The organism is Allobosea sp. 47.2.35, assembly GCF_024655635.1.
GTDB lineage: Bacteria > Pseudomonadota > Alphaproteobacteria > Rhizobiales > Beijerinckiaceae > Allobosea.
In genome coordinates this window covers 1-20,506 of record NZ_JANLGI010000023.1, presented here as the reverse complement: position 1 = coordinate 20,506, position 20,506 = coordinate 1, and the positions used below count along the sequence as shown (strand labels likewise).

Here is a 20,506-nt window from a genome sequence, read left to right as displayed (position 1 = left end):
TCCCGGGTCCCTGGTCAGCTGCGGGTGGCGAAGCAGGAGAAGCCGCCGCGCTTCAGCTGGTTGCAGGCGTTCTGCGCACCCTTCGAGTCGTCGAAGCCGGCGAAGCGGGCGCGGAAGAGGGTGGAGCCGCCCTTCGCGACCTTCTCGGTGAAGCCCGAGGCGCTGGCGAGCGAGCCGGAGGCCCTGGCCTTGGCGCGGGCCAGGATTTCCTTGGCCTTGCCTTCGTCATCGGTGGCGCCGAGCTGGATCACCCATTTGCCGGAGGCGACGATCGCAGCCTGATGCGACATCGCAGGAGCGGGCTCCGGCGCCTGGACCTTGGCGGGGGCGGCCTCGACCTTGCGGGCGACCGGGGCGGCGGGAACGTCGATCTTGGCCTCGGCAACCTTCACCGGCTCGGCGACGGGCTCGGGCGCCCTGGCGATCGAGGAGGTGACGTCGACATTCGCCGGCGGGCGCAGGACCTTGGCATCGGCCGGCTGGGCGCCGATCGACCAGCGCATGGCCGACGGCGTGGTGGTCGCGGCGACCGGGCGCATGCCGGACAGCTGGACGGGCTGGGCGCCGACGGAGATCGGACGCGGCGGCGCGATCGGCGTCGTGGTCGGCATCGGGGCATAGGCGCGGGCGGCGGCCGGGAGAGCGGGCTGCTCCTCAACCTGCGGCTGCTGGCGCGGGCGCGGCACCGGGATCGGCGCGGGCTCTGCGGCGGCTGCCTGCTGGACCGAACGCGGACGCTCTTCCGGCTCCGGGGCCTCGGCGACCATCACCGACGAGCGGCCGCTGGTCGAGGCGCGCGGCAGGCTGGCGAGCACGAGATCCGTCATGATCTTGTCGCGCGAGGCGCCGGAACGGCCGCCGAGCACGATCGAGACGACATGGCGGCCTTCCGACTTGGCCGAGGTCATCAGGTTGAAGCCGGAGGCGCGGGTGTAGCCGGTCTTGATGCCGTCCACGCCCTCGACCTTGCCGAGCAGGCGGTTATGCCCGCGGATCGTGCGGCTGCCGTACTGGAAGGCGCGCATCGAGAACAGCGGGTAGTATTTCGGGAAGCGCTCCTGGATGGCGCGGGCGAGAATGGTGAGGTCGCGCGCCGTCGTCAGGTTCGGCGGGGAATGCGGCAGGCCGTGCGGGTTGTAGAACCGGGTCGAGCCCATGCCGAGCGAGCGCGCCTTGCGCGTCATCTGCTCGGCGAAGGCCTCCTCGGAGCCGGCGATGTTCTCGGCGACGACGACGGAGGAGTCGTTGGCCGAAAGGGTGATCATGCTCTTGATGGCGTCCTCGACCGCGATGGTCGAGCCCGCGCGCAGGCCGAGCTTGGTCGGCGGCTGCGAGGCCGCATAGGACGAGACCTTGAGCTCGGAATCCATGGTGAAGCGGCCGCGCTCCATCTGCTCGAACAGCATGTAGAGCGTCATGACCTTGGTCAGCGAGGCCGGGATGCGCGCAGCATCCTCGTTGACCGCATGCAAGGTGCGGCCGGTCTTCGCATCGACCACCATTGCGGCATAGGGGGGAGTGTAGCCGCCACCGCCGGCATGACGGCGCTTGCGCGCCTCGGCGGGGGAGGAAGCGATCGTGGCCGCTACGGCAACGACACCGATCAGACCGGCGACAGCCCGCAAACGCGGCCGCCGCAACCCAACGCAACCAGACAACATGAACCCGCCTCGAACACACAACCATGGGCCGATCCCGCGCCTGGCTCATCGTGGCGCAGGGGACACAGTTGGAGAGGTTAGGCGGTTGCGGTTACGGAGCCGTTAAAACTTGAACGGTTGCCAGTGGAACGATCTGCGTTTGGTGCATTGCAGCGTTCTCTTGACATTCATGTTGCAATGCACAATATGCAGGCAGTCCCCGGTGGTGATCACGTTCACACGACCTTGGGGCAGCGTATCGGGCCATCCTGGCCCATTCACCTGAGGCGGCACCGCAGAGTGCCAGGAGACGACCCATGATCCAGCAGTTCGAGACCATCCAGAAGGCTTCCAAGGACAACGTCGACGCCGCTCTGAAGGCTTTCGGCACCACCTCGAAGGGCGTGCAGGCGATCGCCGTCGAGACCACCGATTATGCCAAGAAGTCCTTCGAGGCCGGCACCGCCACGCTCGAGAAGCTCGCTGGCGTGAAGACCTTCGACAAGGCCCTGGAGATCCAGGCCGACTTCATCAAGACCTCGTTCGAGGGCGCCGTTGCCCAGCTCACCAAGATGGGCGAGCTCTACACCGCTCTCGCCAAGGACGCCTACAAGCCGTTCGAGGGCATCGTTGCCAAGGCTGTCCCGACCGCCCCGAAGGCGTGATTTCGGCCGGCAGCCGACCGGCTGCCGAAGCCCTGTGAGTTCAGTTGCGTTTGCGAACCCCGGCCGCGAGGCCGGGGTTTTTCTTTGGACGGCCCCCGAGGACCTGCCGCATCCGGCGGCATTGAGCGCCGCCGCCAATTGGGGCTTGAAGCTCTAGTGACTTCAGCTTGTAGACGAGAGGTCTCGATGCTGTTTCGCGCTGGAGGCCGAACGTGTCCAACACAGAGATTGCCGCCTATCTGGTCACGCTGGTCTATGTCGGAGCCTTCCTGTTTCTGTCGCTGAAGCAGGTGCGCGCGAGCGGCCAGTCCGTCTGGATCTTCACGCGCGGCAGCCGATCGCAGCGCCTGCCCGCGCTCCTGTTCAAGCTCGGCTTTGCCGGAAGCGTGCTCTGGCCGCCTGTTCGCGCCTGGCTGGGTGGTGAGACGCCGTTCGGCCGGTTTTCCGGTGTTCCCGGCCTGGCGCTCGCGGTCGTCGGCGCGACCCTGGCGCTCTGGGCCCAGATGCATATGGGGCGCTCATGGCGGATCGGCGCGGCTGAGGGCGAGAGCGGCGCCATCGTCGCCTCCGGTCCCTTCGCCTTCTCGCGGAATCCGGCCTTTGTCGGTCAGACATTGCTGTTTATCGGCCTGTTCCTTGTCCGGCCGGAGCTGGTCGAGCTGGCATTTGCGCTCGCGGTCTTGGTGGCGATAGCCTTGCAGGTGCGGATCGAGGAGGGCGTGCTGCGCCGCGATCTCGGCGCGCGCTATCTCGCGTATCAGCGCCGGGTGAACCGCTGGATCGGCCGGACATGCTGAAATTCCTGCGCTACGCCGCCTGGACGCTCGTCCTGATCGTCGGCTTCGTCTCGACCTCGATCCTGATGGGCTGGTGGCTGGCGGATCGGTCGCGGACGGAACAGGTGGCCGCGATCGGCGGCCCGTTCTCTCTGGTCGACCATACCGGCAAGGCGGTGACCGACGCCGATTTCCGCGGCAGCCCGCTCGCCGTTTTCTTCGGCTTCACGCATTGCCCGGAGGTCTGTCCGACCACGCTCCTCCGGCTGGGCGGCCTGACCCGGCAGCTCGGTGCCGATGCGGCACGGCTGAAGATCCTGCTGATCACGGTCGATCCGGAGCGCGATACGCCGGCGCAGCTCGCGCTTTATCTGCAATCCTTCGATCCGGGTGTGGTCGGTCTCACCGGCTCGCAGGCGCAGGTCGATGCGGTGCCTGGCGCCTTCAAGGCCTATGCGAAGAAGGTCCCGGCCGATGGTGGCTACACCATGGACCATACCGCCAATGTCTATCTGATGACCGGCGACGGCGCCTTCCGCACGATGATCGACTATCACGAGGCCGATTCATCGGCGCTCGCCAAGCTGCGGATGATGCTGCGTTAGGTGGGACGCTGCGAAGGAATGCGGTTCGCGCCTTACTCCGCGCGGGTGGGGAGCCGCCTCGCCTGAAAGCCGGTCTTGGACTGCTCGAAGCCGGCGGCCTCGTAGAACGCGAGCGTGGACGGCTTCCTCGAGCCCGTCATCAGCATCGCCTTGTAGCAGCCGGCTGCCCAGGCGCGATCCACGGCAGTCTTCAGGATCGCCTTTCCGAGCCCCCGGTTGCGGTGGCGAGTATCTGTTACGACGTTCTCGATCAGCGCATAGGGCGTCCCACCGCGCGTCAGGTTCGGGATGACGATCACGGTACAGCTCGCGACGAGGTCGTTGCCGAGGAGGCCGATCAGGACGGCGCTGCCTTCGAAGCTCCGCAGGTTTTCGAGAATCGCTGCAGCCTTGCCGTCCGGGCAGCGCTCATCCTCGGGGAGGAGATGGCGATAGAGGTCCTGAAGCGCAGGCAGGTCGGCCTGCTCCGCAGCGCGGATGACGAGTTCGGTCATGCCAGCAGGGATAGACGATCCGGCCGCTCATGAAAAACCCCGGCCGAGGGCCGGGGTTCGATAGGGCAGCACGCCGCTGGCGCCTCGGCTCAGGCCGGCAGAACCACGACCTTCGTCTTGACCGGCGTCTGGTCGTAGAGGTCGATCATGTCCTGGCTGAGCAGGCCGACGCAGCCGCTGGTGATGCCGGAGCCGATCGATTCCTCATCGCTCGACGCATAGATCGTGTAGAGCGTGTATTTGCCGTTCTGGTAGAGATGGAGCGTGCGGGCGCCGAGCGGGTTCTCGAGGCCGCCGGGCATGCCGCGGGCATATTTCGCTGCTTCGGGCTGGCGCTTGATCATTTCCGGCGGCGGGGTCCAGGTCGCCCATTCCGACTTGCGGCCGACATAGGCGTCGCCATTCCAGCGGAAGCCGTCGCGGCCGACATTGGCGCCGTAGCGGGTGGCGTTACCGCCTTCCTCGATACGATAGACGTAGTAGTTGGCGGGATCGACGATGATCGTGCCCGGCGCTTCCCTGGTCTCGTAGCGGACGGTGCGGCGCCAGTATTTCGGATCGACCTTGGTGACGTCGGCGGCGGGAATCGCGAATTTCTTGTCGGGCACCGGCCCATAGACCTGCTGTGCCTCGGCGAGGCTCATGCCGTCGGTCGCAGCGCAGCCGCCGAGGCCAAGCGCGCCGATGCCGACCGCCGAGCCGACCAGGAACGAGCGGCGATTCACAAGCCCCGACCGGCGCCCGAGCGAAGCCATCTCACCGGCACCGGCATTCCTACCGTCAATGATCATGATCGGGTATTTCCCATGTCCTGCTGCCCGGCGAGGCCTCGCTCCGGCATGCACGCGTTGAACTCGATAGCCGGGCGGAGATTGCCGCCAGAGGGCCGGGCTGGCAAGCGCCAGCCTTCGTCGTGGGACCTGCTCCGCGCCAAAGGCGCGAGGCGCAAGCGAAAAAAGAGCGACGGTTGCCCGTCGCTCTTGCGATCACCACCAGCCCGGAGGCGGCGGAGGCGGATAATAACGCGGCGGCGGCGGGCCCCAGCCCGGACCAGGGCTGTAGCCATAACCGCGCGGCGGACCATAGCCCCGCGGCGGGCCGTAGCCACCACCACGGCCATAGCGCTGCTGGCGCATGGTCTCTTCCATGATCATGTGCCGACGCTCGGCCGCAGCCGACCAGGAATATTCGGCCGGCGCCTTGTCGAGGCGCTCGGCCAGAGCCTTCGGCAGGGCCTCGGAGGCCATGGCCGGTGCGGCGAGCGCGCTCCCGACAGCAATCGCGGCAAAAATCAACAGCTTGCGCATGGCAAACTCCTTTCGATGGCGATCAAACCACGCGGCACCTCAACGAAACCTGAACCGGTCTGTTGGCTGACGTTCATCTGGCGAGATCACACGGGCAGAACGGTCACCGGGGTGCCGGGCGCGACGCGCGCGTACAGATGGGCGATGTCCTGATTGATCATCCGGATGCAGCCTGATGAGACGTTGGTGCCGACCGTGTAGGGCTCGAATGTGCCGTGAATGCGGTAGCCGAGATCGCGGCCCTCGCCGAAGAGGTAGAGCGTGCGCGCGCCGAGCGGGCTTTTCGAGCCGCCGCGCACGCCGAGCCCGCGCGGCGTCTGCTCGAGCTGGGCCCTGATCGCGGGATCACGCGCGATCATCTCCGGGGGCGGAACCCAGTCAGCCCAGTCGCGCTTCATGTTGATCCGGGCCGCGCCGGACCAGCCGAAGCCCTCGCGACCGACGCCAACGCCGTAGCGGGTCGCGACGCGCGGGGACTCGACGAAGTAGAGATGGTAGCCGGCGGGGTCGACCACGATCGAGCCGGGCTTGTCGTCGCGCGGAAATTCGACTGTCTGCCGGAGATAGCGGGAATCGATGCGCTGGTAGTCGATCGCCATGATCGGGAAGCGCTCGCCGGGATATTCGGTATAGACCTCGGCATAGTTGGGACGGGCGAGCGTGCGGGTCGTCAGGCCCTTCGGGGCCGAGCCGATCTCCGGTAGCGCGACGATGCTTCGCGAACCGCATCCGGCCAGGCCCGCTGCCGCGATGGACAGGGCGGGAAAGGTAAACGAGCGGCGGGTCAGCATAGGGTATCTCTCGGGAAGGCCTGAGGAGATACATCGGCTTGGATGGTTACTGTCGCGTGAACTCCCGTTTCGCGCGGTTTTAATGAACTGGAAATGCAGCTGGGCCGGGCGCAGATGCTCCGTTGCCGCCCGGTTCAACGGGGCGCCCCGGCGGTGCTCAATTCACCGAGGGCAGCGTCGTCCTCCAGTACGGCATCGTTCAGCGTCCAGCGGGGGATGGTCCGCATCCCGTCGAGCCCGGCGAAGAGCTCGGCAAAGCCGCCATCCGGAGCGATCTCGCGCAGAGCCGCGTCGAGCTCCTGTCCAAACCCTTGAAACCCTTCGGCATCCACCTCGCTCAGGTGGATCTGGTTCCATGTCGTGCGAAGCGAAGGGTTTTCGAACAGGACGGCGGCCGTCTCCATCGTCCTGAACGTCCCGAGCTTTCCCATGGCGACGAGCTTCGCCGCGGCGGGGCCGATATAGCGGCGCATGATCTCGCGATAGTCGCGGAGATGAGCTGGGGCGACGTCGAGATACTCGATCGACGGTTTGCGATGCGGCCGGTGAGACGATCCGGCCCAACCACGCGGAAAGACGAAGGAAGCGGGCGTCGTGACGAGGATTTCCGCCCTGAGCAGATGCAGGCCGGATGGCTGCGGGGCGTGGACGAGCTCAGCGATGGCATCGCCTGGAACGATGTCTCGAAAATAGATGAAGTCGGCATGGCTCCAGACCGGGGCGGCGGATTGGCTTTTGAAGATCGCGTGATGGCGGTAGAGGGCGCGACCCAGGCAGGTCTCGCCGAAGTGCCTCCACGCCTGCGCCGCCTGTTCCAGCGTCTCCGCGGCTGCTACGGACCGGGCGCCCAGGGTTCGCGCCAGCACGACGAGGCGTTCCTCCGGCTCGATGGACATGATCTCCGCTCGATTGAAGGCCCTTGGCATCGTCCTATGCTTCCCTGATCGTCATCGGTGTCGCGGTTCGCGCTGCGCCGGCTGCTGCTGGATGATTCCGTCGATCCCCACATGCCCGCAATGGGCCGGAGGCAGGGATGACCCTCCGTCATTTGGATGAGGAGGTTCGAGCGATCTTGGGTTATCAATGCGTGAACATGGCGGCTCGGATAAGCGCGAAAACGCGCGGCGCCATGACAGGGGAAGGGGCCATGGAAGCATTCAATGTCGCCTTCGCGCGCGATCGCCAGTCCGACATGGTGATCGTGCCGGTCGAGGCCTCGTTCTCCGATCTGTGCCGGAGCGCGCAGCAGAAGATCATCGACCGTATCGGGCAATCAGCCGAGAATGCCGGATTGAAGGGCGTGGTCGTCACCGTCTGGGACAAGGGCGGCAAGCTCGGCTTCCGGGCACCGCTCGCCCTGCATGCCTATCTGCGCTCGCGGACGATGGGCGACATTCGCGCAGGCCTGAGCGCGCACCTGGACTACTAGCTCAACCGGCGCATGGCCGTTTCCTCATTTGAACCGATTGAAAACAGCGCCGGTTGGGCGCATCTCTAGGGGTGCGCGCCGCCGTCGCGGTGCCCGGAGATTTCGGTTCCCGCCATGCTCGACAAGTCCGCGCCGCCCCGCACGCTCAAGCTCAACGCCGCCGACAATGTCGTCGTCGCCGTCGATCCCGTCGATCTCGGCGTGACCGCCGCGGGTGTCGAGGCGCTGAAGCGCATCCCGCGCGGGCACAAGATGGCGATCGTGCCGATCGCCAAGGATCAGCCGATCCGCAAGTTCGGCCAGATCATCGGTTTCGCCACGGCCGATATTGTGCCCGGCGACTGGGTGCATGAGCACAATACCGGCTTCCATGCCTTCGACCGCGACTACGCCTTTGCCGCCGAGGCCAAGCCTGAATTCGTGCTGCCCGTCGAGCAGCAGGCGACCTTCGAGGGCTTCCGCCGCGCCAACGGCAAGGCCGGCACGCGCAATTATGTGGGCATCCTGACCTCGGTGAACTGCTCGGCCTCGGCCGCGCGCTTCATGGCCGAGGAGGTCAAGCGCTCCGGCCTGCTCGCAGATTACCCCAATGTCGACGGCGTGATCGCGCTGACCCACGGCACCGGCTGCGGCATCGACTACAATGGCGAGAGCTTCGAGGTGCTGAAGCGCACCACCTGGGGCTATGCCTGCAACCCGAACATGGCGGCGGTGCTGGTCGTCGGGCTCGGCTGCGAGGGCTTCCAGATCAGCCGCATGAAGGAAGCCTATGGGATCAGCGAGAGCGACGTCTTCCGCACGCTGACGATCCAGGAAACCGGCGGCACCAAGAAGGCCGTCGCCGCCGGTATCGATGCGCTGAAGGTGATGCTGCCGATCGCCAATAAGGCGGTACGCGAGACCGTGCCGGCTTCCGAATTGATGTTGGCTTTGCAGTGCGGCGGCTCGGACGGCTATTCCGGCATCACCGCCAATCCGGCGCTGGGCGCGGCCGTCGATATCCTGGTCGAGCATGGCGGCACGGCGATCCTCTCCGAGACGCCCGAGATTTATGGCGCCGAGCATCTGCTGACGCGCCGCGCCGCGACGCGCGAGGTCGGCGAGAAGCTCGTCGGCATCATCAAGTGGTGGGAGGATTATACCGAGCGCGCCCGGATGAGCATGAACAACAACCCCTCGCCGGGGAACAAGGCGGGCGGGCTCACCACCATCCTGGAGAAGTCGCTCGGCGCGGCGGCCAAGGGCGGCACCAAGACGCTCTCGGCGGTCTACCACTATGCCGAGCCGGTGAAGGAGAAGGGCTTCGTCTACATGGACACGCCCGGCTACGACCCCGTCGCGGCGACCGGGCAGGTGGCTGGTGGCTCGAACATCCTCGCCTTCACGACCGGGCGCGGCTCGGCCTATGGCTGCAAGCCGACGCCCTCGGTCAAGCTCGCGACCAATACGCCGATCTACGAGAAGATGATCGACGACATGGACATCAATTGCGGCGACGTGCTCGACGGCGTCTCGCTGGAGCAGAAGGGTCGCGAGATCTTCGACAAGCTGCTCAAGGTCGCCTCGGGCGAGCGCTCCAAGTCCGAAGAGCTCGGCTATGGCGACGCCGAATACGTGCCCTGGCAGATCGGCGCGACGATGTGAGAGGCGGGCAGGGCGGTTTCAGCCCTGCAGCAGCCTGACGCGCGTGCCCCATGGGTCGAGGCTCTCGAACCCGCCGGCGATTGGCGCGGCCGCGAGCTTCGCGCTAGCGAGGCGTTCGGCCTGCGCAGCCATCAATTCCGGCTTTTGCGTCATCAGCGAGAACCAGGCGAGCCCGGTGCTGGTCTCGTCGCGCCGGCCGGCGCCAGCGCTGTTCCAGGTGTTGAGCGCGAGATGATGATGATAGCCGCCTGAGGACAGGAAGCTCGCCGTGTCGCGCCGGCTGGTCGGGGCCAAGCCCAGCAGGTCCTTGTAGAACCTGTCGCCGGCGTCGACATCGCCGACGCGCAGATGGATATGCCCGATGCGAAGCCCGTCCGGCGCCTTGGCATAGTCGGTGATGGCTGTATTCGTCAGCGACAGGATGTCGTCGACATCGAGCCGATGCGTGCCCATCACCACGCGCCCGTTGTCCCAGCGCCAGTTCTCGGCCGGGCGGTCGGCATAGACCTCGAGGCCGTTGCCCTCGGGGTCGTTGAGATAGACGGCCTCGCTGACGCTGTGGTCGGCGAAGCCGGTCAGCGGGGTCTGGTTGCGCGCGACATGGACCAGCCAGCGCGCGAGATCCCGCCGGCTCGGCATCAGGAAGGCGATGTGGAAGAGGCCGGCGGCCGTCGGCGGCTCAAGGGCAGCGCCCGGCTTCGGCTCCAGCGTCAGAAGGGCACCCTCGCTGGTGCCGAGCGTGACGGAGGCGGCTCCACGCGCCAGCACGGAAAGGCCGATGACGTCGCGGTAATAGCTCGTCATCCGCTCGATATCGCGAACCTTGAGCGCGGCTGCCCCGATCCGGATCGGCGTCTTGCTGGCGAAGCCCGGCCCGGCGGACGGCGCGGCAACGGGGCCGCCCTCGGCGCGGGCGGCGAGGCTGGCGGCGCCTGCAAGCGAAGCCGCTCCGGCGAGCTGCAGCAGGAAACGGCGGGTCTGGGGGCTGTTCATCGGTCGAGGCATGAGTTCGGCGTGGCTGCTGCTGCCGTCATGAAGGGAAGAAGGCGCCGACGCATCTCACAAGCCCGTGGGCGACTGTGCTGAGCGCACCAGAATTCTCCCTGTGCCGATTGAACCCAAACGAACCTCGCCGCGACCAAGGGTGGCTCCGAAGCTGGTTGCCAGCGACCCCGGAGCGCTTCTTCCATCGGTTCGGATCTCCATGAAGACCTTCTTCCTCGTCACCATCCCGCGCGTCCTGCTCGGGGTGATCTTCCTGATCAGCGCCGTCGATGGCTTCTGGTGGCTCGCCACGGGCGCGAACCTGATCCACCCGCCGACCAGCCCGCGCGGCGTCGTCTTCGAGACCGCCCTGCAGGATTCCGGCTTCATCTGGCCCTTCATCAAGGCGATCAACCTGACCGGCGCGCTCAGCCTGATCGCGAATGTCGTGCCGGCCTTCGGTCTCGCGCTGATCGCACCCGTGATGGCGGTGATCGTGCTGTTCCATGCCACGATCAACCCGCAGGGCCTGCCGGTCGCGATCATCCTCGTCGTGCTGGGCGCGATGCTGGTCTGGGCCTATCGCGACCGCTACGCGGAACTCTTCCGGTAGGATCAGGCGTCATTCCCGGCTCAGGACCGGGTGTGACGTGCGGGAGACTTCAGATCGAAAACCCCGTCAGCCGCTCGCGCAGGCCTTCGATCCTGTCGGCCGCGACATTCGCGATGGCGATGCGCAGGTGGTTCTCCTGCCCGGGGCCGAAATAGGGGCCGGGCAAGGCGAGCACGCCGCAATCCTCGACGAGGCGGCGCGCCACCTCTGCTGCCGGAACCCCCTCGAAGGGATGGGCGACATAGGCGAAGTATGCGCCGGCCGAGAGCACGCGCCAGCCGTTCAGCGGCGCCATCGCCTTGCGGAAGAGATCGGCGCGGGCGTTGATCTCGGCGCGGTTGCGCTCGCGCCAGTCGCGAATGCCGTCGATGCCCCAGGTGACCGCGGCCTGGCCTGCTCGAACCGGGCTGATCTGGACGCAGTCGAGCACCTTGCCGATCTGGGCGAGCGCCGGCTCGCCGGCCGTGATCGCGCCGAGGCGCCAGCCCGGAATCGCATAGGCTTTCGAGAAGCTGTAGAGGCCGATCACCGAATCCTGCCAGCTCGTTGTCGTGAAGACCTCATGTGGCTTCGCAATGTCGGCGGGCAGGAAATCGCGGTAGGTCTCGTCCAGCACGAGCCAGATGCCGCGCCTTGCGCAGAGCGCGGCGAAGGCCGCGATGGTCTGCGGCGGATAGACCGCGCCGGTCGGGTTGTTCGGGGTTACCAGGACGATGGCGCGGGTGCGCTCATCGATCAGCGCCTCGGCGGTCGCGGCATCCGGCACGAAGCCGGCTTCCGGCGCGCAAGGCAGCGGGCGGGCCTCGACGCCGAGCATCGTCAGCGTCATCTCGTGGTTGAAATACCAGGGCGTCGGCAGCAGGACGTTGTCGCCGGCCCGCGCCAGCGCCATCATGGTCACGACATAGGCCTGGTTGCAGCCCGAGGTGATCGCGACCTCGGCCGGCTTGAAGGCCGTGCCGTAGATGCGCGAGATCTCCGTGGCATAAGCCTCGCGCAAGGGCGCATCGCCGGTGATGCCACCATAGCGCGTGCTGCCGGGTTCGGCCGCGGCCGCTGCGAGCTTTTCAAGCAGGGCCACTGGGGGCGGGGCGCCGGGCACAGCCTGCGAGAGGTCGATCAGCGGGCCGCGAGCGCCGCCATAGGCGCGCGCCCAGCCTTGCGCCTCCGGGATCGGCGGCGTGCCGGTATCGATGAGATCGGGATTGAGCGAGGCGGTGGCGGTCGTCGGCATGGTCTCACTGGTTTGCGGCGTGCGTGGCTTTGCGTCAATCGCCTTGGAAGCGCAGCAAACCCGCGCCATATCTGGAGCACTTCCAATCCAGCGAGCGGGCGGGTTCATGCAGGACGAGACCGAGGATGCCATCGCCGCCCTGCAGGAGCTGCTCGACGAGGCGGACAGCATCGTCAGCTTCACCGGCGCCGGCATCTCGACGGAATCGGGCGTGCCGGATTTCCGCACGCCGGGATCGCCCTGGATGGTCAACAAGCCGATCCCCTACGACGCCTTCGTCGAGAGCCGCGAGGTCCGGATCGAGGCCTGGCGCCGCAAGTTCACGATGGACGATCATTATCGCGGTGCTGAGCCGAATAGCGGCCACCGGGCGCTCGCCCGGCTGGTGGCAGAGGGGCGTTCGCCGGCCATCGTCACCCAGAATATCGACGGCCTGCACCAGGCCTCCGGCGTGCCCGAGGACAAGGTGATCGAACTGCATGGCAACGGCACCTATGCGACCTGCCTGACCTGTGGCTGGCGGCATGAACTGGCTGCGATCCGGCCGGTCTTCGAGGCCACCGGCGAACCGCCCGCGTGCATGATCTGCGCCGGGCCGGTGAAATCCGCGACGATCTCCTTCGGGCAGGCCATGCCGCAGGAGGCGATGAAGCGGGCGCAGGGGCTCGCGCTGGAATGCGACCTGTTCCTGGTCGTCGGCTCGTCGCTCGTGGTCTTTCCGGCGGCGACCCTGCCGGTGATCGCCAAGCGGCAGGGCGCGAAGCTCGTCATCCTCAACCGCGAGCCGACGGAGCTCGACCCGATCGCCGATCTCGTCATCCGCGCCGAGAGCGGGGCTGTATTGGGAGCGTTGTCCGGTTAGTCGCGCGAGGCGAGCGCCAGCCTGATCGCGAGGCCGCCGAAGACCGCACCCATCAGCCTTTGTGGCAGGCGCGCCAGCGCCGGCCGGCTGGCCAACGCCTGGCCGATGCGGCTCGCTGCGAGGATGACGATACCGTTCATCAGCAGGCCCATGACGTTCAGGATCGTCGCGAGGACGATGACCTGAAGCGCGATCGAGCCCAGTTCCGGCTTCAGGAACTGCGGCAGCAGCGCGAGCATGAACAGCGCCATCTTCGGGTTCAGCAGGTTGGTCCAGAGCCCCTGCAGGAAGATGCGGCGCAAGGCGACAGTGGCGACGCGACCCGGCGCGAAGAGTGGTGTCTGTGCGCGCAAGGTCGTCCAGGCGAGATAGGCGAGGTAGGCGGCGCCGACCCAGCGCAGCGCGTCATAGGCCGTGGGCACGAGGATGAAGAGCTGGGACAGGCCGAAAGCCGCCGCGAAGGCCTGGAGATAGCTGCCGATCGCGATGCCGGCATAGGTGAGGAGGCCGGCCATCCTGCCCTGACTCAGGCTGCGCGAGGCGATCAGCAGCATGTCGGGGCCGGGTGTGGCTGTCAGAACCGCCGCGGCGGCGGTGAAGAGCGCGAGCGTGGACAGGTCGAGCATGGCGAATCCCGCTGATATGGCGTTCCGGCATCATGCCATGGCCCTGGCCTTGGCCGTCATGCTTTCGCCGACGGGCCGCGTTGCCCGGCTGTCCGAGCGCCGGATGATGTGGACGAATTTTTCGGGGCTGTATCCTGAATCGGCAGCAATGGTATCGTAACAGCACGAATCAAGCGTTGCGCGTGGGGGTGAGCGGCACATGTCCGACGAATTCGGTGAGAGCGGGCGGCCACCGATGGGTCCCATCCAGTCACTCAATCGTGTCATGCGGCTCGATGGGCCGAGCAGCCACGCGACGGAGGTGCCGGTCGAGGTTACCGGCTACGTCAAGTGGTTCGATGTCTCCAAGGGTTACGGCTTCGTCGTGCCGGAGGCAGGAGGCGCCGACGTTCTGCTCCATGTCACGATCCTGAAGCGCGATGGATTCAATACGATAGCGGAAGGGGCTCGCATCGTGCTTGAAGCCGTCGAGAAGGCGCGGGGCCGCCAGGCCGTGCGCGTGCTCTCGATCGATACCTCTTCCGGCCGCCACCCGTCCGAGATGCCGATGGCGCGCACCAATGTCGCGGTTTCGCCAACGAGCGGGCTTGAGCGCATGGTGGTGAAGTGGTTCAACCGCCTGCGCGGTTTCGGCTTCGTCTCGAAGGGGGAAGGTGCGCCCGACATCTTCGTGCATATGGAGACGCTGCGCCGTTACGGCCTCGTCGAGCTGGTGCCGGGGCAGACGGTTCTGGTGCGCTACGGACCGGGACCGAAGGGCCTGATGGCCGCCGAGATTCATCTGGAGCAGGGCGTGGCCGCAACGGCGGCGCACTGAACGCGAAGAGATCGAGGCTGCAGCCGCTTCCTCGGTCTTTTCCTGAGCGATGTTTTCTTGCTCATTTTTTGTTCATTATCGGCCGTAGTATTCGCGGCCAGCTTTACGGTTCATCAATCCGCGCGGTTTTGAGATGTTGGCTCCTTCGGAGGCCGCGTCATCGTTTTTCTGCTCAGTGATCACGACGAACGCCGTCAGGCGCTGCAGCGGATTCTCTCGGTCTGGGGTCCGTGCGCAGTGCTGTCGCCTGGCGGTGGCGGGGATGCCCCGCATGAAGGCGCCGGCCTTCTCGTCGTCGATGTCGACCTCTCCGAACGATCGAGCATCGAGGCGGCGCGTGCGGCACTCGCGCCGCGTCTGCATGCCGGTGTGCATTGCATCTTCCTGCTCCGCGACATGTCGAGCCGTTGCCAGATTCAGGCCAATGCGCTCGGTGCGACGGAAATCATGCCGGCCGATGTCCCCACCGCCGTGTTGCTCGACAAGGTCGGGCTCCTGCTGGCCCCGTCCGGCCAGTCCGATGCTGCGGCCGCGCTTGGGAAGCGCTTCGTAGCGGCCTCGGCAGCGCTCTCCGATCTGATGGCGGCGGCTCAGTCCGGCGCCGGATTGCCGATGAAGGCGATCGAGGACAGCGTCACTGCCCTCAACCGCGCGGCCGATGGCGGCGATCTCAACGCCTGGCTCGACATGGTGTGGCGGCACGACGATGCCACGTACCAGCATTGCCTGCTCGTCTCAGGGCTGGCCGCTGCTTTCGCCCAGCGGCTCGGCTTCCGCGAGGCCGACCGGCGGCTGATCGCCGAGGCGGCTGTCCTGCACGATATCGGCAAGGCCCGGATTCCCCTCGATATCCTGCGCAAGCCTGCAGGCCTTTCGCCGGAGGAGCGTGAGGTCATGCGCGAGCATCCCGGTATCGGGCACGACATGCTGGTCGCGCAGGGAGGATTCGCGCCGCTGGTTCTTTCCGCAGTGCTCTCGCATCACGAATACCTCGACGGCTCGGGCTATCCGCACGGGCTCAGCGGCGGCGGCATTCCCGATTCCGTGCGGATCATCACCATTTGCGACGTCTATGCCGCGCTGATCGAGCGACGCAGCTACAAGCCGCCGATGCCACCGGGCGATGCCTATGCGACGCTCGTCGCGATGGGCGGGAAGCTCGACCGCGATCTCGTGAGGGTCTTCGGCGAGGTCGTTCTCGACTCCGAGATCGCCCGGCTTGGCCAGTACGGGAAACCGATCCTGAAGCGCGCAACCGGGAATGCCGCCTGAGAGCGGGCGGGCGGGTAACGCTGGCTTGCGGGAGCTTTAGACCGCGAAGGACGTTCCGCAGCCGCAGGAACTGGTCGCGTTCGGATTGGTGATGCGGAAGGACTGGCCGATCAGGTCGTCGACGAAATCGATCGTGCAGCCTTCGAGCAGGTCGAGCGAGGTCTCGTCGATCAGGACGGTCGCGCCGTCGCGTTCGATGACGAGATCGTCAGCCGCCCTCTCCCGATCGACGTCGAAGATGTACTGGAAGCCGGAGCAGCCGCCGCCGGCCACGCTGACGCGCAGCATCGAGCCCGGCGGCTCCTGCGCCATCACCGAGATAATCCGTTTGGCGGCATTCGCGGTGACCGCGATGCCGCGCGGGTTGACCGCAAGATCGATCGACATGGGCAGATGCTCCTTGCGCCCTGGTTACCCGGGAAGGTAATGGCCCGGCAGCGCCTCCACAAGGACAGGCGCGCGACGGGGCAGCCATGCCGCATCCACAGAGCCAGTCTTCCGGCTTTTCCTTCGCGCCCGGCACCGAGCCGGGGGAGCGCTGGCGCGCGCCCTATGCCTGCCGCTCGACGACGAGTCGTGGCCGGCTGGTCGCGGAACCGGCCTCGGCGACGCGCGGCGAGTTCCAGCGGGACCGCGACCGCATCATCCATTCGACCGCCTTCCGCCGGCTGAAGCACAAGACGCAGGTCTTCGTCTCGCATGAGGGCGACCATTACCGCACGCGCCTGACCCATACGATCGAGGTGGCGCAGATCGCCCGTGCCCTGGCGCGCGCGCTCGGCCTGGACGAGGATCTGGCGGAGGCGCTGGCGCTGGCGCATGACCTTGGCCACACGCCCTTCGGCCATACCGGCGAGGACGCGCTGGAAGAATGCATGGCCGGGTTCGGCGGCTTCGACCACAATGCCCAGACGCTCAGGATCGTGACGCGGCTGGAGCGGCGCTATGCCGATTTCGACGGGCTCAACCTGAGCTGGGAGACGCTCGAGGGCCTCGTCAAGCATAACGGCCCGCTGCTCGACCATGAGGGCCGGCCGACAGCGCGCTATGCCAGGAGCGGCATTCCCATCGCGATCGTCGAATATCAGGAGCGTCAGGACCTCTGGCTCGACAGCTATGCCTCGGCCGAGGCGCAGGCCGCGGCTTTGGCCGACGACATCGCCTATAACGCCCACGATATCGATGACGGCCTGCGGGCCGGGCTGTTCGGCCATGCCGAGCTCCGGGCCGTGCCGTTTCTGGCCGAACTGCTCGACGAGATCGAGCGGCGCCATCCTGGGCTGGAGCGGGCGCGCGCCACCAACGAGCTGGTACGGCGGGTCATCACGCGCTTCGTCGAAGACGTGATCGCGGAATCGCAGCGGCGCCTCACGGCCCTGATGCCCGAAGATGCCGATGCGATCCGGCGGGCGGATGCTCCCGTCATCGCCTTCTCCCCCGTGATCGAGAAGGCCGACCGCGACATCAAGGGCTTCCTCTATCCCAATATGTACCGCCACCCGCGCATCGCGCCGATCCGGGCCGATGCGGCGCAGGTGGTGCGCGAGCTGTTCCAGCGCTTCAGCGCCGATCCGGCGGCGATGCCGGAGGAGTGGGCGGCGGGCTGCGATCCGCTCGACGAGCATCGTCGCGCGCGCCGTATCGCCGACTATATCGCGGGGATGACGGACTGGTACGCGCTCGACGAGCACCGCCGCCTGTTTGACGCCACCCCCTCGCTGCGATAGGGCCGGGCGGCTTTCCATCCGCAATCGTGGCCGCAATGAACCTGTTCGAGATCTATTCCGCCCGTCTTCACACCGCGCTCTCGGCTCTTGCCGAGCGAGGCGCGCTCCCGGCCGGCCTCAATCTCGCACGCGTCGTGGTCGAGCCGACCAAGGATCCGGCCCATGGCGATCTCGCCACCAATGCCGCGATGGTCCTCGCCAAGGATGCTGGCACCAACCCGCGCGCGCTTGCCGCGCTGCTGGTCGAGGAGCTGTCCAAGGACCCGGAGATCACCAAGGCCGAGATCGCCGGCCCCGGCTTCATCAACCTCACGCTGCAGCCGGCCGTGTTCACGGCGGTTCTGAAGGCGGCGATCGAGGCGGGGCTGGATTACGGGCGCGGCGCGCCCAAGCCCGAGCCGAAGGTCAATGTCGAGTATGTCTCGGCCAACCCGACCGGGCCGATGCATGTCGGCCATGGCCGCGGCGCGGTGTTTGGCGATGCGCTGGCGAGCCTGCTCGCCTTCGCCGGCCATGACGTCACCCGCGAATACTACATCAACGATGCCGGTGCGCAGGTCGACGTGCTCGCCCGCTCCGCCTTCCTGCGCTATCGCGAGGCGCTGGGCGAGGATATCGGCGCGATCCCCGAGGGGCTCTATCCCGGCGATTATCTGGTCTCGGTCGGCAAGGCGCTCGCCGAGCAATATGGGCCGGCGCTCCGTGACAAGGCCGAATGGGACTGGCTTCCGCTCGTCCGGCAGGCAGCGATCGACGGCATGATGGCGATGATCCGCGACGATCTCGCCGCGCTCGGCGTCGTCCACGAGCTGTTCTTCTCGGAGCGTTCGCTGCAGGGACGGGACGGCAATTCCAACGCCGTGCACCAGACCATCGAGGACCTGCGCGCCCGCGACCTCGTCTATGAAGGCCGCCTGCCGCCGCCGAAGGGCCAGAAGGACGAGGACTGGGAGGATCGCGAGCAGACCCTGTTCCGGGCCACCAAGTTCGGCGACGATGTCGACCGGCCGCTGCTGAAGTCGGATGGCAGCTATACCTATTTCGCCAATGACATCGCCTATCACCGCTCCAAGTTCATGCGCGGCTTCCCCGAGATGATCGACGTCTGGGGCGCCGACCATGGCGGCTATGTCAAGCGCATGCAGGCGGCGGTGAAAGCGGTGACGGGCGGGCAGGGCTCCCTTGACGTCAAGCTCTGTCAGCTCGTGCGGCTGCTGCGGAACGGCGAGCAGGTGCGCATGTCGAAGCGCTCGGGCGATTTCGTCACGCTGCGCGAGGTCATCGACGAGGTCGGCCGCGATGCGGTGCGCTTCATGATGATCTTCCGCAAGAACGATGCGACGCTGGATTTCGATCTCGGCAAGGTGGTCGAGCAGTCGAAGGACAACCCGGTCTTCTACGTCCAGTACGCGCATGCGCGCTGCGCCTCGATCTTCCGGCAGGCGCGCGAGGCGTTCCCCGATCTCGACCTGTCGACGCCGGCGCTGGCCGGGGCCGACCTCTCGATCCTGGTCGACGAGGCGGAAATCGGCATCGTCAAGATGCTCGCTTCCTATCCGCGAATCATCGAGGGCGCTGCCGCGGCTCACGAGCCGCATCGCGTGGCATTCTTCGTGCACGAACTGGCGAGCGCCTTCCACTCGCTCTGGAACAAGGGCAAAGACTCGCCGCAATTACGGTTCGTTAATCAAACTGATCGAAAGTCGACCTTGGCGAGATTGGCGTTCGTGCACGCGGTGCGCAGCGTCCTTGCTTCCGGTCTGGCTGTCGCCGGAGTTGCGGCGCCGGAAGAGATGCGCTGACGGAAAAGGCTTTTCCGGCGGCGCGCACAAGGTCAGGTTGACCGCACAGAGTTCCCGGTTCTTCCATAGGAGGAGGCGGCTTGTGCTGGAATGGATCGTACCATGAGTGAGCCAGCTAGGAACCGTTTCGCGCTCGATCTTGAAGATCTCGAGCGCCAGCTGCGCGGAGCAGGGCAGGCGCCCCGCCCGGGGCAGCAGGCCGACCCGCTTGCGGAACTGACCCGCATCGTCGGGCAGGACGATCCGCTCAAGGATATCTTCGCCGAGCGGCGCCAGCCACCGCGCCCTGCGATGCGCCAGGAGCCGAGCTTCGAGGTCGTGCCGCCGCAGCCCGCGCCGGCCGTTCCCGAAACGAGCCAGCCGCCCGCCGAAATGCGCGGCGCGCTCGACGAGTTCGAGGCACTGCTGCGCCGCACCGAGCCGCGTCGTGCGGAAGCGCCTGCGCCTGCGCCGGCCCCGGGGCAGCCGGCGGTCCAGCGCGATTTCGAGCCCGATTTCGATCTGCCCGAGCCGCTGCCCTATGCCCGCCCGGCCACGATGCAGGGCGCGGCCCAGCCGCGCGATCTGGACGAGGGAGCGCCCTCGCGTCACGCGCCAGCCTCCTATGAGGATCAGGCGCCCGCTTATGATTACGGCCACGCCCAGCAGGCGATGCCGGCGCCGGAATATGGCGAAGACGATATGCCCGATCTGGAGCCGCGCCGTTCGCGCAAGGGGCTCTGGGCCGCCGCAGCCGTCATCGCTGTCGGCCTCGTCGGTGTCGGTGCCGCCTTCACCCTGCGTGGCGGCTCCGCGACAAAGGATGGTCAGCCTCCGGTGATCGCGGCCGATGCCGGCCCGGTCAAGGTCGCGCCCGCCAATCCCGGCGGTGCCGAGATTCCCAACCAGAACAAGCAGATCTATGAGCGCAGCCCTGACGCCCCGCAGGCACAGAGCAAGGTCGTGAACAACGAGGAGCAGCCGGTCGACGTCCAGCAGGCTGCGCGCTCGATGCCGCCGCGCGTGGTCGCCGGTGCCAGCACGGCGCTTGCCGCTGCTCCGAGCGCGCCCGAGCGCAGCATTGCTCCGCCGGAGCCGGGCCTGACCCCGATGCCGCCGGTGCCGGGGCTTGGCGAGCCGCGCAAGGTCCGCACCGTCTCGATCCGCCCCGATGGCACGCCGGCCCAGGCTCCCGTCGCCGTCGACGCGAACCAGCCGATCGCGACCGGCTCGGCGCCT

Annotated in this window: 23 protein-coding genes and 1 pseudogene; 13 read left to right on the top strand and 11 right to left on the bottom strand. The window is 67.0% G+C overall.

All coding sequences use genetic code 11. The features are described 5' to 3' along the window. Positions 1-14 precede the first annotated feature (14 nt). Entirely contained in the window at positions 15-1,625 is a 1,611-nt protein-coding gene (locus NUV79_RS21725; protein ID WP_257735154.1) for a serine hydrolase, read from the bottom strand. Between the two features lie 332 nt (positions 1,626-1,957). Between NUV79_RS21725 and NUV79_RS21720 the strand changes: the two genes are divergently transcribed. The 3 genes from NUV79_RS21720 to NUV79_RS21710 all read left to right on the top strand — a co-directional run bounded on the left by NUV79_RS21720 (position 1,958) and on the right by NUV79_RS21710 (position 3,686). After that, positions 1,958-2,305 (top strand): phasin family protein, encoded by a 348-nt coding sequence (locus tag NUV79_RS21720; RefSeq protein WP_257735153.1) that lies wholly within the window; start codon positions 1,958-1,960, stop codon positions 2,303-2,305. Between the two features lie 212 nt (positions 2,306-2,517). Further along, positions 2,518-3,102, top strand: coding sequence for a methyltransferase family protein (locus NUV79_RS21715; protein WP_257735152.1), 585 nt, complete (start codon positions 2,518-2,520; stop codon positions 3,100-3,102). Continuing rightward, positions 3,096-3,686: an SCO family protein gene (locus tag NUV79_RS21710; RefSeq protein WP_257735151.1), complete on the top strand. Its 591-nt coding sequence runs from the start codon at positions 3,096-3,098 to the stop codon at positions 3,684-3,686. Before NUV79_RS21715 ends, NUV79_RS21710 begins: the two co-directional genes overlap by 7 nt. Positions 3,687-3,718: 32 nt before the next feature. Here the strand turns inward: NUV79_RS21710 and NUV79_RS21705 are convergent, their stop codons facing one another. The 5 genes from NUV79_RS21705 to NUV79_RS21685 all read right to left on the bottom strand — a co-directional run bounded on the left by NUV79_RS21705 (position 3,719) and on the right by NUV79_RS21685 (position 7,174). Then, entirely contained in the window at positions 3,719-4,180 is a 462-nt protein-coding gene (locus NUV79_RS21705; RefSeq protein ID WP_257735150.1) for a GNAT family N-acetyltransferase, read from the bottom strand. Positions 4,181-4,269: 89 nt separating this feature from the next. Next, positions 4,270-4,971, bottom strand: coding sequence for a L,D-transpeptidase family protein (locus NUV79_RS21700; RefSeq protein WP_257735149.1), 702 nt, complete (start codon positions 4,969-4,971; stop codon positions 4,270-4,272). A gap of 195 nt (positions 4,972-5,166) precedes the next feature. Continuing rightward, positions 5,167-5,487 carry a hypothetical protein gene (locus tag NUV79_RS21695; protein WP_257735148.1) on the bottom strand — a complete coding sequence of 107 codons (321 nt, stop codon included), beginning with the start codon at positions 5,485-5,487 and terminating at the stop codon, positions 5,167-5,169. Between the two features lie 86 nt (positions 5,488-5,573). Beyond that, positions 5,574-6,278: a L,D-transpeptidase gene (locus tag NUV79_RS21690; protein ID WP_257735147.1), complete on the bottom strand. Its 705-nt coding sequence runs from the start codon at positions 6,276-6,278 to the stop codon at positions 5,574-5,576. A 134-nt stretch (positions 6,279-6,412) separates the two neighbouring features. Beyond that, positions 6,413-7,174 (bottom strand): hypothetical protein, encoded by a 762-nt coding sequence (locus tag NUV79_RS21685; protein WP_257735146.1) that lies wholly within the window; start codon positions 7,172-7,174, stop codon positions 6,413-6,415. Between the two features lie 137 nt (positions 7,175-7,311). Between NUV79_RS21685 and NUV79_RS21680 the strand changes: the two genes are divergently transcribed. Then, on the top strand, positions 7,312-7,707 hold the full coding sequence (locus NUV79_RS21680) for a hypothetical protein (RefSeq protein ID WP_257735145.1): 396 nt from the start codon (positions 7,312-7,314) through the stop codon (positions 7,705-7,707). A 114-nt stretch (positions 7,708-7,821) separates the two neighbouring features. Further along, positions 7,822-9,351, top strand: a complete 1,530-nt coding sequence (locus tag NUV79_RS21675) for a UxaA family hydrolase (RefSeq protein WP_257735144.1) — start codon at positions 7,822-7,824, stop codon at positions 9,349-9,351. Between the two features lie 18 nt (positions 9,352-9,369). Here NUV79_RS21675 and NUV79_RS21670 read toward each other — a convergent pair whose 3' ends face one another. Beyond that, positions 9,370-10,344 carry a VOC family protein gene (locus NUV79_RS21670; RefSeq protein ID WP_257735143.1) on the bottom strand — a complete coding sequence of 325 codons (975 nt, stop codon included), beginning with the start codon at positions 10,342-10,344 and terminating at the stop codon, positions 9,370-9,372. 211 nt (positions 10,345-10,555) lie between these two features. Here NUV79_RS21670 and NUV79_RS21665 point away from each other — a divergent pair, with 211 nt between their 5' ends. Beyond that, complete coding sequence (locus NUV79_RS21665; RefSeq protein ID WP_257735142.1) at positions 10,556-10,948, top strand: hypothetical protein; 393 nt, start codon at positions 10,556-10,558, stop codon at positions 10,946-10,948. Between the two features lie 49 nt (positions 10,949-10,997). On the opposite strand, the gene NUV79_RS21660 is transcribed toward NUV79_RS21665, so the two are convergent. Beyond that, complete coding sequence (locus NUV79_RS21660) at positions 10,998-12,182, bottom strand: aminotransferase (RefSeq protein ID WP_257735141.1); 1,185 nt, start codon at positions 12,180-12,182, stop codon at positions 10,998-11,000. 106 nt (positions 12,183-12,288) lie between these two features. Between NUV79_RS21660 and NUV79_RS21655 the strand changes: the two genes are divergently transcribed. Further along, positions 12,289-13,044 (top strand): SIR2 family NAD-dependent protein deacylase, encoded by a 756-nt coding sequence (locus NUV79_RS21655; protein WP_257735140.1) that lies wholly within the window; start codon positions 12,289-12,291, stop codon positions 13,042-13,044. Here NUV79_RS21655 and NUV79_RS21650 read toward each other — a convergent pair. Further along, positions 13,041-13,670: a LysE family translocator gene (locus tag NUV79_RS21650; protein ID WP_257735139.1), complete on the bottom strand. Its 630-nt coding sequence runs from the start codon at positions 13,668-13,670 to the stop codon at positions 13,041-13,043. The genes NUV79_RS21655 and NUV79_RS21650 overlap by 4 nt on opposite strands. On the opposite strand from NUV79_RS21650, the gene NUV79_RS21645 reads away from it, so the two are divergent. Together NUV79_RS21645 and NUV79_RS21640 are read left to right on the top strand one after the other, a co-directional pair. Then, positions 13,669-13,830, top strand: coding sequence for a hypothetical protein (locus tag NUV79_RS21645; RefSeq protein WP_257735138.1), 162 nt, complete (start codon positions 13,669-13,671; stop codon positions 13,828-13,830). The two genes, NUV79_RS21650 and NUV79_RS21645, sit on opposite strands and share 2 nt — an antisense overlap. A 105-nt stretch (positions 13,831-13,935) precedes the next feature. Beyond that, positions 13,936-14,487: a cold-shock protein gene (locus tag NUV79_RS21640; protein WP_257735191.1), complete on the top strand. Its 552-nt coding sequence runs from the start codon at positions 13,936-13,938 to the stop codon at positions 14,485-14,487. Positions 14,488-14,562: 75 nt separating this feature from the next. On the opposite strand, the gene NUV79_RS21635 is transcribed toward NUV79_RS21640, so the two are convergent. Then, the gene (locus NUV79_RS21635; RefSeq protein WP_257735137.1) at positions 14,563-14,862 is read right to left on the bottom strand and encodes a hypothetical protein; all 300 of its coding nucleotides are present in this window, start codon (positions 14,860-14,862) and stop codon (positions 14,563-14,565) included. 21 nt (positions 14,863-14,883) lie between these two features. On the opposite strand from NUV79_RS21635, the gene NUV79_RS21630 reads away from it, so the two are divergent. Beyond that, entirely contained in the window at positions 14,884-15,759 is an 876-nt protein-coding gene (locus NUV79_RS21630) for an HD-GYP domain-containing protein (RefSeq protein ID WP_257735136.1), read from the top strand. Positions 15,760-15,795: 36 nt separating this feature from the next. Here the strand turns inward: NUV79_RS21630 and NUV79_RS21625 are convergent, their stop codons facing one another. Next, on the bottom strand, positions 15,796-16,146 hold the full coding sequence (locus tag NUV79_RS21625; RefSeq protein WP_257735135.1) for a HesB/IscA family protein: 351 nt from the start codon (positions 16,144-16,146) through the stop codon (positions 15,796-15,798). Positions 16,147-16,232: 86 nt separating this feature from the next. Here NUV79_RS21625 and NUV79_RS21620 point away from each other — a divergent pair, with 86 nt between their 5' ends. The 3 genes and pseudogenes from NUV79_RS21620 to NUV79_RS21610 all read left to right on the top strand — a co-directional run. Then, positions 16,233-17,486, top strand: coding sequence for a deoxyguanosinetriphosphate triphosphohydrolase (locus NUV79_RS21620; protein ID WP_257735134.1), 1,254 nt, complete (start codon positions 16,233-16,235; stop codon positions 17,484-17,486). A 35-nt stretch (positions 17,487-17,521) separates the two neighbouring features. Continuing rightward, entirely contained in the window at positions 17,522-19,288 is a 1,767-nt protein-coding gene (gene argS / locus NUV79_RS21615) for an arginine--tRNA ligase (protein WP_257735133.1), read from the top strand. A 102-nt stretch (positions 19,289-19,390) separates the two neighbouring features. Next, positions 19,391-20,506, top strand: a pseudogene (locus NUV79_RS21610) (hypothetical protein); the annotation flags it as partial.

Coding starts and splice junctions, on each gene's coding strand:
- NUV79_RS21635 (WP_257735137.1), bottom strand. CDS start 14,862: ATGCACACCGGCATGCAGACGCGGCGCGAGTGCCGCACGCGCCGCCTC.
- NUV79_RS21620 (WP_257735134.1), top strand. CDS start 16,233: ATGCCGCATCCACAGAGCCAGTCTTCCGGCTTTTCCTTCGCGCCCGGC.
- NUV79_RS21690 (WP_257735147.1), bottom strand. CDS start 6,278: ATGCTGACCCGCCGCTCGTTTACCTTTCCCGCCCTGTCCATCGCGGCA.
- NUV79_RS21710 (WP_257735151.1), top strand. CDS start 3,096: ATGCTGAAATTCCTGCGCTACGCCGCCTGGACGCTCGTCCTGATCGTC.
- NUV79_RS21680 (WP_257735145.1), top strand. CDS start 7,312: ATGACCCTCCGTCATTTGGATGAGGAGGTTCGAGCGATCTTGGGTTAT.
- NUV79_RS21695 (WP_257735148.1), bottom strand. CDS start 5,487: ATGCGCAAGCTGTTGATTTTTGCCGCGATTGCTGTCGGGAGCGCGCTC.
- NUV79_RS21630 (WP_257735136.1), top strand. CDS start 14,884: ATGTCGAGCCGTTGCCAGATTCAGGCCAATGCGCTCGGTGCGACGGAA.
- NUV79_RS21660 (WP_257735141.1), bottom strand. CDS start 12,182: ATGCCGACGACCGCCACCGCCTCGCTCAATCCCGATCTCATCGATACC.
- NUV79_RS21665 (WP_257735142.1), top strand. CDS start 10,556: ATGAAGACCTTCTTCCTCGTCACCATCCCGCGCGTCCTGCTCGGGGTG.
- NUV79_RS21640 (WP_257735191.1), top strand. CDS start 13,936: ATGCGGCTCGATGGGCCGAGCAGCCACGCGACGGAGGTGCCGGTCGAG.
- NUV79_RS21700 (WP_257735149.1), bottom strand. CDS start 4,971: ATGATCATTGACGGTAGGAATGCCGGTGCCGGTGAGATGGCTTCGCTC.
- NUV79_RS21625 (WP_257735135.1), bottom strand. CDS start 16,146: ATGTCGATCGATCTTGCGGTCAACCCGCGCGGCATCGCGGTCACCGCG.
- NUV79_RS21685 (WP_257735146.1), bottom strand. CDS start 7,174: ATGTCCATCGAGCCGGAGGAACGCCTCGTCGTGCTGGCGCGAACCCTG.
- NUV79_RS21675 (WP_257735144.1), top strand. CDS start 7,822: ATGCTCGACAAGTCCGCGCCGCCCCGCACGCTCAAGCTCAACGCCGCC.
- NUV79_RS21645 (WP_257735138.1), top strand. CDS start 13,669: ATGGCGAATCCCGCTGATATGGCGTTCCGGCATCATGCCATGGCCCTG.
- NUV79_RS21670 (WP_257735143.1), bottom strand. CDS start 10,344: ATGAACAGCCCCCAGACCCGCCGTTTCCTGCTGCAGCTCGCCGGAGCG.
- NUV79_RS21705 (WP_257735150.1), bottom strand. CDS start 4,180: ATGACCGAACTCGTCATCCGCGCTGCGGAGCAGGCCGACCTGCCTGCG.
- NUV79_RS21650 (WP_257735139.1), bottom strand. CDS start 13,670: ATGCTCGACCTGTCCACGCTCGCGCTCTTCACCGCCGCCGCGGCGGTT.
- NUV79_RS21655 (WP_257735140.1), top strand. CDS start 12,289: ATGCAGGACGAGACCGAGGATGCCATCGCCGCCCTGCAGGAGCTGCTC.
- NUV79_RS21720 (WP_257735153.1), top strand. CDS start 1,958: ATGATCCAGCAGTTCGAGACCATCCAGAAGGCTTCCAAGGACAACGTC.
- argS (WP_257735133.1), top strand. CDS start 17,522: ATGAACCTGTTCGAGATCTATTCCGCCCGTCTTCACACCGCGCTCTCG.